General features: G+C 41.0%; 21 protein-coding genes. 9 read left to right on the top strand and 12 right to left on the bottom strand.

The window, feature by feature from the left end; all coding sequences use genetic code 11:
- Positions 1-3 precede the first annotated feature (3 nt).
- Both MST17_RS13780 and msrA read left to right on the top strand, forming a co-directional pair.
- Positions 4-462, top strand: a complete 459-nt coding sequence (locus MST17_RS13780) for an META domain-containing protein (protein ID WP_168377884.1) — start codon at positions 4-6, stop codon at positions 460-462.
- Between the two features lie 159 nt (positions 463-621).
- Positions 622-1,146 carry a peptide-methionine (S)-S-oxide reductase MsrA gene (msrA, locus tag MST17_RS13785; RefSeq protein WP_180026026.1) on the top strand — a complete coding sequence of 175 codons (525 nt, stop codon included), beginning with the start codon at positions 622-624 and terminating at the stop codon, positions 1,144-1,146.
- Between the two features lie 86 nt (positions 1,147-1,232).
- On the opposite strand, the gene MST17_RS13790 is transcribed toward msrA, so the two are convergent.
- The 5 genes from MST17_RS13790 to MST17_RS13810 form a co-directional block, all read right to left on the bottom strand.
- On the bottom strand, positions 1,233-1,637 hold the full coding sequence (locus MST17_RS13790) for a biopolymer transporter ExbD (protein WP_078189686.1): 405 nt from the start codon (positions 1,635-1,637) through the stop codon (positions 1,233-1,235).
- Positions 1,637-2,260: a MotA/TolQ/ExbB proton channel family protein gene (locus MST17_RS13795; protein ID WP_078192725.1), complete on the bottom strand. Its 624-nt coding sequence runs from the start codon at positions 2,258-2,260 to the stop codon at positions 1,637-1,639. Before MST17_RS13795 ends, MST17_RS13790 begins: the two co-directional genes overlap by 1 nt.
- 30 nt (positions 2,261-2,290) lie before the next feature.
- Entirely contained in the window at positions 2,291-3,055 is a 765-nt protein-coding gene (locus MST17_RS13800) for a TonB family protein (RefSeq protein ID WP_180010194.1), read from the bottom strand.
- A 210-nt stretch (positions 3,056-3,265) separates the two neighbouring features.
- On the bottom strand, positions 3,266-4,132 hold the full coding sequence (purU, locus tag MST17_RS13805; RefSeq protein ID WP_078192727.1) for a formyltetrahydrofolate deformylase: 867 nt from the start codon (positions 4,130-4,132) through the stop codon (positions 3,266-3,268).
- 79 nt (positions 4,133-4,211) lie between these two features.
- Positions 4,212-4,913 carry a TetR/AcrR family transcriptional regulator gene (locus MST17_RS13810; protein ID WP_168377888.1) on the bottom strand — a complete coding sequence of 234 codons (702 nt, stop codon included), beginning with the start codon at positions 4,911-4,913 and terminating at the stop codon, positions 4,212-4,214.
- Between the two features lie 116 nt (positions 4,914-5,029).
- On the opposite strand from MST17_RS13810, the gene MST17_RS13815 reads away from it, so the two are divergent.
- The 5 genes from MST17_RS13815 (at position 5,030) to MST17_RS13835 (ending at position 9,324) form a co-directional block, all read left to right on the top strand.
- Entirely contained in the window at positions 5,030-6,478 is a 1,449-nt protein-coding gene (locus MST17_RS13815; RefSeq protein WP_180026027.1) for a coniferyl aldehyde dehydrogenase, read from the top strand.
- A 162-nt stretch (positions 6,479-6,640) separates the two neighbouring features.
- Complete coding sequence (rpmB, locus tag MST17_RS13820; RefSeq protein ID WP_000048256.1) at positions 6,641-6,877, top strand: 50S ribosomal protein L28; 237 nt, start codon at positions 6,641-6,643, stop codon at positions 6,875-6,877.
- A 12-nt stretch (positions 6,878-6,889) separates the two neighbouring features.
- Entirely contained in the window at positions 6,890-7,045 is a 156-nt protein-coding gene (gene rpmG / locus MST17_RS13825; RefSeq protein WP_001205031.1) for a 50S ribosomal protein L33, read from the top strand.
- Positions 7,046-7,186: 141 nt separating this feature from the next.
- Positions 7,187-8,905: a cation:proton antiporter gene (locus tag MST17_RS13830; RefSeq protein ID WP_180026028.1), complete on the top strand. Its 1,719-nt coding sequence runs from the start codon at positions 7,187-7,189 to the stop codon at positions 8,903-8,905.
- Between the two features lie 176 nt (positions 8,906-9,081).
- Entirely contained in the window at positions 9,082-9,324 is a 243-nt protein-coding gene (locus MST17_RS13835; RefSeq protein WP_180026029.1) for a hypothetical protein, read from the top strand.
- A gap of 78 nt (positions 9,325-9,402) precedes the next feature.
- Here the strand turns inward: MST17_RS13835 and MST17_RS13840 are convergent, their stop codons facing one another.
- From MST17_RS13840 to MST17_RS13865, 6 genes are all read right to left on the bottom strand, one after another.
- Positions 9,403-9,681, bottom strand: coding sequence for a hypothetical protein (locus tag MST17_RS13840; protein ID WP_078192732.1), 279 nt, complete (start codon positions 9,679-9,681; stop codon positions 9,403-9,405).
- A gap of 105 nt (positions 9,682-9,786) precedes the next feature.
- Positions 9,787-10,290 carry a DUF6586 family protein gene (locus tag MST17_RS13845; RefSeq protein WP_111884067.1) on the bottom strand — a complete coding sequence of 168 codons (504 nt, stop codon included), beginning with the start codon at positions 10,288-10,290 and terminating at the stop codon, positions 9,787-9,789.
- Positions 10,291-10,365: 75 nt separating this feature from the next.
- On the bottom strand, positions 10,366-10,728 hold the full coding sequence (locus tag MST17_RS13850) for an ASCH domain-containing protein (RefSeq protein WP_180004571.1): 363 nt from the start codon (positions 10,726-10,728) through the stop codon (positions 10,366-10,368).
- A 42-nt stretch (positions 10,729-10,770) separates the two neighbouring features.
- The gene (locus tag MST17_RS13855; RefSeq protein ID WP_078189697.1) at positions 10,771-11,022 is read right to left on the bottom strand and encodes an RNA-binding protein; all 252 of its coding nucleotides are present in this window, start codon (positions 11,020-11,022) and stop codon (positions 10,771-10,773) included.
- 86 nt (positions 11,023-11,108) lie between these two features.
- A complete protein-coding gene (locus tag MST17_RS13860; protein WP_180004572.1) occupies positions 11,109-13,097 on the bottom strand; it encodes an ATP-dependent helicase in 1,989 nt (662 codons plus the stop codon).
- 119 nt (positions 13,098-13,216) lie between these two features.
- On the bottom strand, positions 13,217-13,576 hold the full coding sequence (locus MST17_RS13865) for a hypothetical protein (RefSeq protein WP_180004573.1): 360 nt from the start codon (positions 13,574-13,576) through the stop codon (positions 13,217-13,219).
- 154 nt (positions 13,577-13,730) lie between these two features.
- On the opposite strand from MST17_RS13865, the gene MST17_RS13870 reads away from it, so the two are divergent.
- On the top strand, positions 13,731-14,126 hold the full coding sequence (locus MST17_RS13870) for a transposase family protein (protein ID WP_071851480.1): 396 nt from the start codon (positions 13,731-13,733) through the stop codon (positions 14,124-14,126).
- Positions 14,074-14,562, top strand: coding sequence for a transposase family protein (locus MST17_RS13875; protein WP_079393637.1), 489 nt, complete (start codon positions 14,074-14,076; stop codon positions 14,560-14,562). The genes MST17_RS13870 and MST17_RS13875 overlap by 53 nt, the downstream gene beginning before the upstream one ends.
- A 58-nt stretch (positions 14,563-14,620) precedes the next feature.
- On the opposite strand, the gene MST17_RS13880 is transcribed toward MST17_RS13875, so the two are convergent.
- The gene (locus MST17_RS13880) at positions 14,621-15,367 is read right to left on the bottom strand and encodes an IS5 family transposase (RefSeq protein WP_026056797.1); all 747 of its coding nucleotides are present in this window, start codon (positions 15,365-15,367) and stop codon (positions 14,621-14,623) included.
- Between the last annotated feature and the right edge of the window lie 8 nt (positions 15,368-15,375).

A 15,375-nucleotide genomic window follows, 5' to 3' on the forward strand; every position in this document is an offset into this window, starting at 1 on the left:
CCGATGCTAAAACAAATATTTGTTGCTGCAACTTTGGTTTCAACTTTAGTGGTGACAGGCTGTGAAAGCATGCCTGCACAAGACAACACCATAACTGAAAATTTAAACCTATTACAAAACCGTACTTGGATTGCCACTCAGATTGGCAACACCCCAATCAAAACAGCACCCAATGCGCATAATATTCCAAGCATTCAATTCGATGCGGCTTCAAAACGTGTCTCAGGTGCAGATGGCTGTAATCGTATAATGGGCGGCTATAATGCTGGCAAAGACACCATAACTTTTGGCCCGATTGCAGCGACACAGATGGCTTGTCTCAATAACAATGGGCTAGACCGACAGTATCATGCCGCACTCGAAAAGGTAACGCATTATCAAGTTTTTGGAAAAACTTTGAAATTACTAGACCGTCATGGCAATTTATTAATTCAATATGAAAGCGCCGTTCAACCGCGTTAAATCATTTTAAAAGTCTGCTTCGGCAGACTTTTTTATTCACTGTTCAGTCATGCCAGAGACATTTAATGCACATAAACTTGTGATTAGTATACAGACGTACATTGCAGTTTTTAGCTATAACCCCATATTAAACATCAGGGAACAAGATAGGATTTCACTATGCAACAAGCGGTATTTGGTGGTGGATGCTTTTGGTGTGTAGAAGCAGTTTTTCTACAACTTCAGGGCGTGCAAACAGTTGTCAGTGGTTATGCAGGGGGAATTACTCAGCATCCAAGCTATGAGCAAATCTGTGAGGGAAATACCCAACATGCAGAAGTCATTCAGATCAATTTTGATGACAGCCAAATCAGTTTTAGCCAATTGCTGGATGTATTTTTCGCAACCCACGATCCAACCACGCTGAACCGTCAAGGCAATGATGTCGGTACACAGTATCGCTCAGTGATTTTCTATCAGGACGAATCACAAAAGCAGCTCGCTGAACAACGCATTGACGAGTTAAAAGCAGAAGGCATCAATATCGTGACTGAACTCAGTCCAATGCCGACCTTCTACCCTGCCGAAGAATATCATCAGAACTTCTTTGCGCGTAACCCAAACCAAGGCTACTGTAATTTTTCAATACCACCTAAACTCATGAAATTACGTAGCAAATTTCAAGACCTACTCAAATCTGAGTGATCTATTTGTACGACGTCTTTTCAAAATAGAGACATAAAAAAAAGCGACATTTCAGTCGCTTTTTTTTAGCTATCTTTACTCAGTGCTTAGTTATCACTGGCAAAGGCGATATCGCTGAGTCCGGCTCCACTCGCACGCGACATCACTTGCGCAACTGTGTCATAACGTGATTCTTTATCGGCTTTTAAGACCAATGCAGGTTTACGCTCTTGCTGACCAGCTGTATTTAGACGACTTTCTAAATCTTCGAGCGTCACAATATCACCATTCCAAGCGATATCACCCGCTGAGTTAATACTGATGGTTACGCTTTCAGGCGGCAGATCAATCACTTCTGCAGTCGTTTGTGGCAAGGTTAATGGAATTGATGGGTTGGCAACAGTCGCAGTCACCAAGAAGATGATCATCAATACCAACATAATATCGATGAGCGGAATGAGGTTCATCTCATTCATGCCAGCATCGTTGTCTTCACCCAATTGAAAAGCCATTAAGCTTGACCTCCAGCTAAACTTTGCTGTGCAGTTTTCACGTCTTCTTTCTTCGCTGCAGATTCTTGTTGCAACATAGTATCAATCAATAAACCATGCGCTTGATCTTGCAATTCATTCGACAGTGTACGGTTAAAACGAACACAGATGTTATAAGCCAATACCGCAGGAATCGCCACAGCCAAACCAAGACCGGTCATGATCAAAGCTTCACCGACTGGAGTTGCCACTTGCGCTAAACCCGCTTGACCGCTTTTACCCACTGCTACAAGGGCATGGAAAATACCCCACACTGTACCGAACAAACCTACGAACGGTGCAATTGAAGCAATCGTACCCAATACAGATACGCCTTTTTCAGCATTAGCTTTTTCTACCGAAATTTGACGTAGTAATGCTTGTTCAGCCACAGCCTTACGTTGTTCAAAAGCCAAAGGAGCAAATTTCGCTTTCAGTTTGCTTAGTGCATCTGCAAGGTGGTTATACGCCACTTGTTTGAGCTGACGTGTGCCCATAATACGAAGAACGAAGATCGTCCAAGTCGCAATCGACATTGCAAGTAACACGAAATACAGTGTTTTGCTGACTGCATCTGCATGTTGCCAATAAACTGAAAAGTTCATATTCGAACTCCTAATGGGTTAGCCGGAATCTTAATTAAGTTTAAAGTTAAATGGTTGATCAACTCGCGTCGGAGTTGCGACACCATTATCAATATATTTGGATAAACGCGCACGCTTCACTGCTGCAGTCACTTTACGGTTCACAGCAGCGCCACAAGTCGAGTTTTTAATGGTTGCTGATTCGACTTTACCTTCAGCACTTGCTGCAATCGCAACTTCAACTGTACACGACGCTTTTAATTCACCATCTTCAAATTGAACATTAGGTTTCTTAATCCAACTGACACCATTACCGATGCTGACTATTTTAGGTGTCGGTGGCGCAGGTGGTGCTGGAGGCGCAGGTGGTGGTGCAACAGGTGCCGGAGGTGTTGGTTCAACACGAACGACTTTCGTTTCAGAAACCACAGTTGAAACAACAGGTGTTGGTGGTACGTTTTTGACCGCTTCAACAGTTGGTTTCGGCGCATCTTTCTTTTTCACCTGTTCCACTTTTTCCACTTTCTTCGGTGGAGGTGGTAACGGCTTATCTACTATTTTAACTTCTTTTGGCTTTGGTGGCTCTTTCTTCGGTTCTGGTTTTGGCTTCGGAGGTTCAGGTTTTTTCTCTTCAACAATCTTCACAAAACGAACTTTAATCGGATCTTTTTCGATCGGTTTAAGTTCTGGTGCTTTCATATTGCTGACCGCCCACAATACCCCCATATGCCCCACCACAACAGCGAGAAGCGCAGTAATGATTTTCTTTTTCATCGGGTTAGGTGATTGCATCATTGGAGCGGGAGATTGACTCATTAAACTCAGTTACCTTGAAGAAGCGATTGCATTTATTTTGTTAAAAATACAATCATGCTCATCGGTTAGCACAATTAAAGTACAGCAATAATAAATGAGAAGTGTTTTCATTTGCAACTATTAATTCGTCAGTTTTAATGACTTTTTTTAATCATAATATAAAAAAGGCATACCTAAAGTATGCCCTTTTATTCAAAAATTCATCTCGTTTTATTGAAATACAACAGTTTTATTACCATCGACAATAATACGATCTTCAAGATGCCATTTGACTGCACGTGCGAGCACATTACGTTCTACGTCCTGACCTAACTCACGCAATTGTTCAACAGTAAAGTCGTGGCTTACACGCTCTACGTCTTGCTCAATAATCGGCCCTTGGTCAAGATCAGCAGTCACATAATGCGCTGTCGCACCAATCAACTTCACACCTTTTTCATGCGCTTGCTTATATGGGTTCGCACCAACAAAGGCTGGGAGGAATGAATGGTGAATGTTGATCACTTTCATTTCCCATTTTTGAACAAATTCTTCGTCTAAAATTTGCATATAACGAGCAAGAACCAATAAATCATTGCCTTGCATCAATTGATCAATTTGCTCATAAGCTTCACGTTTGTTTTCTTTGTTCACGGGAACCACTTCAAACGGAATACCGAAATTTTCTACAGATTCACGTAAAGCATCGTGATTAGACACGACTTTGGTGATTTCACATGGCAAACCACCACGTGCATGACGCCATAACAGCTCAAGCAATGCATGGTCAACTTTAGACACCAAGATACCGACTTTCTTCACATCACTGACTAAAGCTAAACGCCAGTGCATGTTGTAACGCTCAGCAACATTGCTCGCAAATGTTTGAGTTAGACTTTCTTTACGGCTTTGTAAATTGTCCAATTCGAACTCAACACGCATGAAGTATCGCCCCCCTTGAGCTTCAGTCGCGTATTGATCAAGTGCGGTAATATTTGCTCCCTGATGATACAAAAAGCTCGATACAGCTTGCACAATCCCCGGTTTATCTTCACAGGTAATGAGTAAGCGTGCTGTGTTAGCGGTCGACATATTCATGTTGGTTTATATCACTAATCAGTTAAATTGAAAAAAGAGCCGAGTATTCTAACGCTTTTTAAAGCCAGACTAAATAGTCTTATTCAGTAACCTGATGCTTTGCGTTTGAAAGACTTGCAAATAAGTCCGACGGCCCTAAAGTTTCGAGCAATCGCTCATAGGTTTCACGGCTTTCACCACGTAGATATGCACCTTCTAAGAACACCATTTGTCGTAGTGCTTGCCACACCCACTTTTCTTCCAAAGTGTTTGAGTCAGTAATATGGCCAGACATATAAAGGAAGTTGGTCCAGTTGGTCAGCACGATCCACAAGTTAATGGTTAAGGCCTCAATTTCAGAATCGGTCATCTGCATTAAGCCTGCGTCAACAAAGGCACGATAAATTTTCTGCCCTTGTTGCATGACTTGACCGGCAAAACGTGGATACATTTTGCGGAAATCTTCATTATTTTCGACCAAGTGATAAACATCACGATGTAAAAAGCGATAAGCCCATAATTGGCTACTTAACACTTGGAAATAGCGAATTTTATCATTGGCATCAAGCTGACGATCATCAGGAAGCGCTAACATTTCTAGCGTTTCATGCTGATATTGCTCCATTAATTCCTTAATAATTTCACTTTTATTTCGGAAATGGTAATACAAGTTACCTGGGCTCATTCCCAGTTCAGCAGCAATATGATTGGTTGTCACTGAACGCTCGCTACGCTCATTAAACAACTGCAAACTCAGCTGCAAAATACGTTCTTTCGTTTTTAAGGTTTTGGTGTGAGACATCCTAAAACAACCATTTATTTCAAAGCATTAGAACACTAACACATAAAGTAACTTGACTATTTAGAGTATTTGCTCTAAAAATTAATTAATCGCTAATTTGGATATGGTCGTGCGACATGAATAGTCAGACAAAAACAACTTCAATGACACCACATTCTTTTGATCACCAGCATCTCAACAATATGTTGGAACAGCAGAAACAAGCGTATTTACGTTACCCATTGCCTACAGCGAAGGAACGTATTGACCGTTTGGCTCGGCTTAAGCGTATCTTAGTTAAGTATCAAGATCAATTTGCTGATGCAATTAATCAAGACTATGGTAACCGTTCTATCGGTGAAACCAAGATTGGTGAGTTGCTCACATGTCTTGAACACATCAAATATTATAGCAAGCATTTGACAGACTGGATGAAACCATCCAAACGCCATGTCGGAATTATTCATCAACCTGCAAAAGCATGGGTGCAATATCAACCGCTTGGTATCGTCGGCATTATTACGCCATGGAACTACCCACTGCTTCTTTCTATAGGCCCACTGATTTGTGCTTTGGCTGCGGGCAACCATGCCATGATCAAAATCTCGAGTGCCTCTGCGGCATTCGGTGATGTGCTAGAAAAAGCTCTCGCAGAAGCATTTCCTCAAGAATTGGTCGCAGTCGTCAACGGTGGTGGCCCAATTTCAGATGCGTTTAGTCACCTTGCCTTCGACAAAATGATTTTTACTGGCTCGACCAATGTCGGTAAAACCGTCATGGCGGCAGCGTCTGAAAACTTAGTTCCGGTGATTTTAGAATTAGGCGGAAAGTCACCTGTATTGGTTCATCCGTCTATTGACCTTGCAGATGTCGCACAGCGTCTTGCGGTTGGTAAACTTTGGAATGCAGGTCAAACTTGTGTTGCACCTGACTATGTGTTCTTACCTCGTGGTAAAACAGCTGAATTTTTAGATCACTATAAAGTGTGCGTTGAAGCCATGTACCCAAGTATTGCCCAAAATCAGGACTACACCTCGATTATTAATGACAAGCAGTACAACCGCCTACAAGGTTATTTAGAAGATGCGCGTGATCAAGGCGCACAAATCATCAGTTTTAACCCACAAAATGAAGATGTGGACGCTGTACGTAAAATTGCACCGACTGTTTTAACGGGTGTCACTCCAGACATGCAAATTATGCAGCATGAAATCTTCGGTCCGATCCTTCCGATCATGGAATATGATCAAATTGACGAGGTTATTGCTTTTATTAATAGCCGTCCTCGTCCACTTGCTTTATACTATTTCGACTTTGATCAGGCACGTGCCGACTATGTCGCAACACGTACCCATTCAGGACATTTCGGACAAAACACGGTATTAACCCATGTTGCTCAAGATGACCTGCCGTTTGGCGGTGTGGGGGCTTCGGGTATGGGGAAATATCATGGTCCAGAAGGTTTCTTCAGTTTGTCGCATGAACGCTCGGTGATGTCGAATCCAAAACTGTATAGTTTGAAATTCATTCTTCCACCGTTCAATAAGCCGATCCACAAACTGATTTCGAAGACACTTCTTCGATAAACGATCAAGGCATGAACGATCACACTAGGTGATCGTTCGTTTTATGCAAAATCGCTTGTCTTTTAAGCGCATTTTTGATATAAAACGCCCCTTGAATGAATTCAATGTTTTTTTTGACTGGCCATACAGATTTGCTGTTGGCTAAATCAATGGAGTTACACCATGTCTAAGGTTTGCCAAGTTACCGGCAAGCGTCCAGTCGTTGGTAACAACGTCTCACACGCCAACAACAAAACTAAACGCCGGTTCGAGCCGAACCTGCATCACCACCGTTTTTGGTTAGAAAGCGAAAAACGTTTCGTACGTCTTCGTCTAACTACTAAAGGTATGCGTATTATCGACAAATTGGGCATCGAAAAGGTTGTTGCTGACCTACGTGCTCAAGGTCAAAAGATCTAAGGAGCTACGAACATGCGTGATAAAATTCGCCTAGTTTCTTCTGCTGGTACAGGTTATTTCTACACTACCACTAAGAACAAACGTACTATGCCGGAAAAAATGGAAATCAAAAAATTTGATCCAAAAATCCGTCAACACGTAATTTTCAAAGAAGCTAAAATCAAATAATTTTAGTTTTTTGAAAAAAACGACCTGCTTAGGTCGTTTTTTTTTGCATTTTTTTTATTCGAATTGCTAAACTTTCAAAATGCTTTTGGCACTTTTTGTGCTTGTCTTTTTTACCCTTAACTTAGGCTTAAGGAGTTTTTAGTGCCTCATGATGTAGAACTCATAATATTACTTGCTGTTGGCTTTGGTTTTGCCTTAATTTTTGGCTATATAGCTGCGCGCCTGCGACTTCCTCCCCTCATCGGCTATCTGATTGCCGGTATTATTATTAGCCCAAATACGCCTGGAGTAGTTGGTGACATCCATCTCGCTAACCAGCTGGCAGAACTCGGTGTCATGTTCCTGATGTTTGGCGTGGGTATGCACTTTTCACTCAATGATTTGATGCAAGTCCGTCGTATTGCCCTCCCCGGTGCCATTTTACAAATTGCAGTGGCGACCTTACTAGGTATGGGAATTTCCATGCTTTGGGGCTGGAGCATGGGCTCAGCCTTAGTGTTTGGCTTAAGTTTGTCGTGTGCAAGTACTGTCGTTCTACTCAAAGCCTTAGGTGATCGCGGTTTACTCAACTCCGTCAATGGTAAAATTGCCGTGGGTTGGCTCTTGGTTGAAGATTTGGTGATGGTTTTGGTCCTGGTCCTTCTGCCTGCTACTGCCGTACTGCTTGGCGGCCAACCGCTCACAGAAAGCAGTGCTGATGAAAATATTTGGCTGACCTTAGGTCTAACTTTACTCAAAGTTGCTGGCTTTATTGCCTTCATGCTGATCATTGGTAAACGTTTAGTGCCAATGATTATGCAAGTGGTTGCACGCTTAGGCTCACGTGAATTATTCACGCTCACTGTGGTTGCAGCAGCCGTGTCTATTGCCTTTGGTGCCTACAAGGTATTTGGTGTATCCATGGCACTGGGCGCATTTTTTGCCGGTATGGTGGTCAAAGAGTCTGACTTTAGTCACCGTGCAGAAGAAGAAACCCTTCCGCTTCGTGAAATTTTTTCGATTCTGTTTTTCGTCTCCGTCGGCATGCTGTTTGATCCACGGATCTTGATTGAACAACCGCTTCACGTCTTAGCTGTGGTCGGTATTATCATGATTGGTAAGACCATCGCTGCAATGGCATTAGTATTGTTCTTCCGCTACCCCATCAATACCGCATTAACCGTTGGGGCAAGCTTGGCGCAAATTGGTGAGTTCTCATTTATTTTGGCGACCTTGGGTGTATCTCTAAACCTCCTTTCTATGGAAGGACAAAACCTGATACTGGCAGGTGCATTAATCTCGATTACGCTGAATTCATTTGTATTTTCTGCAATCGAGCCTATGCAGCGACTCATCCGTGAGCGCTCGAATTTGGCCCGTTTACTGGAACGTAGTAGTGACCCATTAGCCATGTTGCCTGATGAGGTCTCACAGGATTATCTACGTGATCAGGTGGTACTGATTGGTCATGGTGAAGTCGGTCGTCGCATTACCCGTGAATTAATGAATGAAAACATTAAAGTGGTTATTGCTGAAGAAAATCGTGAAATCGTGGAAAACTTACGGGAAAAAGGCATCGCTGCGGTATCCGGTGTGGCAACAGAACCCGGCGTTTTAATTCAAGCCCATATTCAACACGCACGCCTTTTGGTCATTTCACCTATGGATATTTTAGATATTCATAAAATTGTCGACATTGCCAAAATGCTGAATCCGTCTATCCAAGTATTGGTTTGTGCGGAAAGCAAAGAAGAAGCTGAAGTCATTCGTCGCGACAATGTCGGTGAGGTTTATTATGCCAAAGAGGAAATGGCGAAAAATATGAGCAATCATATTTTAAATCAAATCCAAATTGCCCATCATCAAACACCGACACACTAAGTGCCTAAATAAAACGCTTAGGGGCGATACAAAAAAGGCGATGCATTTAAGCATCGCCTTTTTTAAACTGATAAAATTCAGCATTTTCAAAATTACAAATAATTGAATTTAAAATATATATTGATAAAATTAGCACCAAACAAAGCATCATTTTAAAAACTTCAAACAAGATAAACATGTTCAGTCTCTATTTAGGCTTTGCCATTATTTTAATTGGCGGTCTGGGCTTTCTCATCGCTGCATTTAAAACCAGTATTTTATGGGGACTGGGCTGTCTATTCTTTTATCCCATTTCCATCGTCTTTCTGATTTTGTATTGGCAAGATGCCAAAAATCCATTTTTCTTACAGCTCATCGGGGTCTTCATTGTATTTTTAGGATCGATGCTGATCTCACCTGCTGAATTGGGCAAAGTCTAAGTGCCATTTTGAGTATAAAAAAACGCACCAAAAGGTGCGTTTTCATCAACATGATCCACAAAATCAGCAGCTATATGATTAGCTCATATATTTTGGCTTTTCATCAACCACTTCGGCATGCCATTCATCCACTTGTTTTTCTAACAAACCAAACAATGCAGCCTGAATCATTTGCTGAGCGATCACACTCATTTGATCGCCCAAAATATTGCGTAATTCTTCATTGAATTGGATAGTCACCAAAGGCTCTTTTTCTGAGCCTGCATTACGCAATGCCAACTCACCACCTTCCAATTGAACCAGCTCTAAAATTGCTTCCTGGTTCCCAAAGAGTTCTTTCAACTGTTCTATAGACATATATCCCTCCATGCGCAACATGGTGATAAAGGCATCTGCACTTTGTATTACTTAGATAATCTTATATCGGGTTAAATAAATTTATTTCAAGTAGCAATAGTCCGATTAGAATTCCACCATCTCGTTACGAAATCCATCAATCAATTGGGTTAGATCACGATGCCATTCACGCAAAATAGCGGTATCTGGCAACCATGCTTGTGGTGTTTGGGTAACTTTAATAATTAAATTTGAAGACGTTTCATCTTCTGGCTCTGGTGCAGACGGTTCAGGTGCATACTGACACATACGATGTGCGCGTTTCAGCTCTGCAATAAAGCCCTGCTTTGCCAATTGCTGCATAACAGTCACTTCAGGTGATACCTGACCTTTTTCAGCCATCAGCGTTTCAATCGACTTTAACGTGGGCGCAGGCTCATTTAAACGATAGTAACGCACCAACTCTTGTAAAAACGCAAGTACTGCACCATGCAAATGAAAAACCGCTGCTTCGCGATAAGCCTGAGCTTGTTGAACATGATCGGTCTGCTCGGCTTGCTGACATGCAAGACGGCTAAAATATAACTTTTGATTGGTACGATCAGCATGAAAGCGAGCAACACGAGACATGAACAATTCCCTAAATTTTGGCGTTTTTCTACATGAATAAGCTTAAACGGATTTTTAGGAAATTCACAATAAATATTATGGATGATCGATTTCAATTAAATAAATGTCACGCTTGGCAGGAACAGGCATATCCCAATCAATCATCCTGATATTTTCCAGACGCCAAGCCCAGTACCCTGCTGCCCAATATGTCGCCTGCGCTTGCTCTACCTCTGTTTCAGTCCATGCATGAACGTCATATACATCGACCTTCGCCACTGCACGTCCAATATCTTCATCTCCGCTTTCATGTAAGTAGCGTTGATTTTCCACGATCACTAAATCTTTTAAAGGCAAATGTTCGGGCTGCCATGAGCGGACTTCAAGCGTTTTAAGCCCACACGCAATGTTCGAACCAGATGGCGCAACAATAGACAAAGCCGAGTAGCGTTTTTTCATAGATCACCGATAAAAAAAGGAGCGTTACGCTCCTTTTTAAATTTATGCTTTAGGCTTATCTTCAGCCGCTTTTACGCGAATACCCGCACCTTTGACTTTCAAAGTATTCAGGCCTTTAATCGCTTTTACAGCTTCACGACCATTTGGCATTTCGACAAAACCAAACCCTTTCGATTTACCTGTGCTTGCATCCATAACAACAACAGCAGACTCTACTGCGCCAAATGGTTTAAACAGTTCAACCAATTCTGCTTCAGTAACTGAACGCTCTAAGTTACGTACTAAAATTTTCATTCAATCTTCCAAATAGACAGCATCATCAAAAAGCATTTGTCTATTTTGCTTTTTAACTTGCATGTAAATCACGTCAAAAATCTATTTTAATCGAGATCGATACCAAAATCTAAATTAATCGATTTTCTTTCGATTAAGGCACTTTTTACGGTTTGCTGACGGGTTTTATAGTGTGTTTCCAAACTACATAAATTTCGAGTTAAATCATTCATAAAGTAACTTTCTACTTTACGGCCTTGCTCATCGACAGTTTCACGTGCCCAGTGGTTCAAGTTTTGCTTGGTCAAAATCAATTCATTTTGCGCACGTGTCAGCGCCACATATAACACGCGACGTTCTTCTTCCACTTCATCGAAATTACCTTGGGCACGTGCATGTGGATATTGCCCTGGTGTGACATTCGCCACATAACAGACTTTTTGCTCCGTTCCTTTTGCCGAATGAATGGTAATTAAAGTCACGACATCACTGTCAGATTGGCGTTCAATTTCAGAAATGGAAACTGGATCAAGGACATATTCTTCTAAGAATTCACTCAACTGCGTATGTTTGGATGCCAATTGTTTCACCAGATCAAAATCACCGACACGGCGATTCCAATCTTTTTTATAGTTCTCTTCCAGCTGCTCAGAAATCGCTTGAACAGCCAAGCTTACACATTCTTTGACCTGATCTTTCAACACCGACATTTGCTTCATCATCAGAATCGCTTGGTCAGGCACTTTGCCAAATTTTTCCAACTTGGTTGCAATGGCTTGCATTTCTGGCTCAAGTAAAATCTGCTGCGATAACTTACTCGCACCGACATCACCCACACCATTCCACAAGGTTAAAAAGCGCATCCACGCGATATCATCTAAAGGATTGGCCACTACACGCAGCACACTGAGCAAGTCTTTTACATGGGCTGTTTCAAGTAATTTCATGCCGCCAATAAAGCGATACGGCACGTTTGCGGCAATACAAGCTGCTTCAATATGACGGGCGGCAAAGCTTGAACGCACAAGCACCATATGATCCGACCATTTGCTGCCTTCGAGGTAATGACGCTCTTTAATGTCGATGGCAATCCATTTGGCTTCATCAAACTCATTCGGGAAAATATGCATTTTCGGCTTAATCCCTTCACCACGATAGGCATCTAAGCGTTTGTCATATTTAATTTCGCTTTCATCCAACAACCAATTCGACAGGTCTAAAATTTCTTGGGTTGAACGATAATTTTTTTCAAGTTTAAAAATCTGTGCGTCGGGTACCCGCTCTTTGAAATGATGAATATTTTCAAAGTCTGCACCACGGAAGCCGTAAATGGACTGTGCATCATCGCCGACACAGAACAAGCTGACACGTTCCTTTAGTGGCTCAAGTAACGCCCATTGCAGCGGATTGGTATCCTGCATTTCATCAACCAACATGTAGCGACAAATCGAAGCGACATAATCGACCAGTCCATCTGATTCCGCCAAGGCTTTTGCCACAATTGCCAAGATATCGTCATAATCTAAAAAACTACGCGCACGTTTACGGGCTTCGTATTCTTTCATGATATCCGCGATTTGATCTTTCAACGCAAAATACTCAGGCATTTGCTTTTCCATGGCAATGCTGAGTTTTTGGCGCGTATTCCGTGCAAAGGAATACAGATCACAGAGTTCTTTCGGCTTAGGCAAGTGATTGGGGTTTTTCTTATCATCACGACCACGAATCAGGCGGAACATCATGAGCTGATCATCACGATCAATAACCGAAAACTGCTCTAGGCCAAAGGCTTTTGGAATGCGGCGCAATAGGTACATACAAAAGGTGTGAAAGGTTGATGCACGTAACCCTTTGGCTTGCTCACCCAGAGCCAGCTCCACACGAGCGACAATTTCACTGGCCGCACGGCGAGTAAAAGTCAAAATTTGAATTTGATTGGCAGGCACGCCTTGATCAATTAAATAAGCTGCACGCGCCACGATGGTTTTGGTTTTACCACAACCTGCTCCTGCCAAAACCAAGCTATGCTGTGCTTCTGTTGTTGCGGCTTGTTTTTGTTGAGGATTTAATTCATCAATCAGGTTGGCTAAACTCATGGTGTCTCATCGTGCTATGTGAGTTGGTAGTTTAACAGAGCTATAGATAAATTATGAGTTTTACAATCTAGTAAGAAATCTTGATTACCAACAAAGTGCAACACTTTATAGAATTAATTTCATTTAATAATGCCACTTGCTATCGAAAGTTTTTCAATAGTTTCGCAGTTTTTTTCAAAAGTCGTTCCTGATAAATTCTGAATTGCTAGTTGAAAAGGTAATATTTCATTTTTCAAATTATTTGCTAGATGCCCAGCATCTTGAATCTGTTTATTTTCTAAAGCTAATTTATACATTGCAAGTTTTGAGTCCCAAACCTTACATGTTAATAAATTGCTTTTTACAGTTGCCTCAAACGAACTTTCAGAATTTAACTTCTTTAGTGCTGCCTGATCTCTAGCAAGTTCATTTTTATAATTCTTATAATTTACATTAAATTCCGCTTCAGAAATTCTTTCTGCATAAATCGGTGTGCTCATAAACACTATTGAGAGAATTATTATTGGTTTCATAAATTTCATTTGTTTAATAATTAAAGAAAAACAATAGATCTCTTTCATAAATCAAAAAACGATCTTCTTTTTGGTTAATATTTGCACTCCGGATTTCTTAGCATTCGTGCATAATCTGCGGATGAAATACATCGATTCAAACAAGCTTTCTGATCCTCAGTTCAAGCGATACACAGGCATCTCATGGTCAACTTTCTATTTGATGGTTGAGCAATTGAAGAAACATGTCCCTGCCAAAGGCAGACCGCCCAAGTTAAGCCTGGAAGACCAGGTTCTGCTCTGTCTAAGCTATTGGCGGGAATACCGAACCTTATTTCACGTTGCGACGAGCTACGGGGTTTCAGAGCCCACAGCCTCAAGAATTGTCCGTCATGTTGAAGACTGCCTGATTCGGTCCAATCTCTTTAATTTACCCAAAGATTTACCCGAGGGCGAAGGCATCGATTGGAATGTTGTGATCGTGGATGCCACAGAAATTCCAATCCAAAGGCCTAAAAAAACAGAAGAAAAGCTATAGCGGCAAGAAAAAGACCCACACTTTCAAAGTACAGGCCATCATTCATTATCAAACTCAAAAAATCCTGAGTTTATGTACGAGTCGTGGTGCCGTACATGATTTCGAACTCTTCAAACGTAACTTGAATCAGATTCCTGCAGGTGCATTTATCCTTGCGGATAAGGGTTATCAGGGAATTTATACAGTGTATCCAAATAGCTTGTTGCCATTAAAAGCAAAGAAGCGCTGTAAACTGGATTCCGAACTAAAAATCTATAATCAGGAAATCAATAAAAGAAGAATTGGAATTGAGCATGTATTTGGCAGTTTGAAAACCTTCAAAATTCTTGCTGAGCGATATCGCAATCGAGGCAAAAGACTAGCATTGAGATTCAATCTAATTGCTGGAATTTATAACTTGGAGCTGAGTGAAAAACGACTTATGAAAGAAATCTAATACTACAAAATAAACAAAGCTATTAGGGTGTGTTGACATTTACAGCCGATAAATTGAGCTAAAGAGGCAACCATATAAATATACAAGCTAAAGCAACAGCGCTTTGATAGTTACGTTTTAGCTTATCGTATCTTGTGGCAATTCCTCTAAATTGTTTTAATCTACAAAATGCATTTTCAACTAAATGTCTGATTTTATACATATACCAGTCCATATCATCATTGCTAGATTTGGCATTTGATCTTCGAGGAATGTTTGCTTTCGTATTACTTTCTCTAATTTTCTTTCTGAAACTTTCTGAATCATAGCCTTTATCTGCACATAGCATTTCTGACTCTGTTAAATCTAATTTTGATACAAGATCAGGTGCAACCTTAATATCATGTGAAGTTCCATCTGAAATAATAAATTCAATAGGATTACCATTTGAATCGATTGCTAAATGTATTTTTGAACTATTACCACCAATACTTTTGGAAATACTTTGATTCTTAATACCAGCTGAATGTTGATGCGCTCGTACATGGCTCCCATCGATAAAAATCCACTCTTTATCAGCATGCTGGCTGAATAATTTAAAAATATTCATAAACTTACTATTTTTAGACCATCGATTATATTTCTTAAAAATAGAATTTGATTTACCAAACTCTTGAGGTAAATCACGCCAAGGACAGCCTGTTCTAATTCGAAATAAAATCGCTTCAATAAAATTCCGTAAATTTAATTTGAGATAAATATTAAAGTGACGGAAAATAGCAAGTAACTTGGACCAGTGTTGATCATTTAGCATTGTTCGAGGCATAGCGAGTG

This window comes from Acinetobacter sp. YH16056_T, assembly GCF_024605895.1.
Taxonomy (GTDB): Bacteria; Pseudomonadota; Gammaproteobacteria; order Pseudomonadales; family Moraxellaceae; genus Acinetobacter; species Acinetobacter amyesii.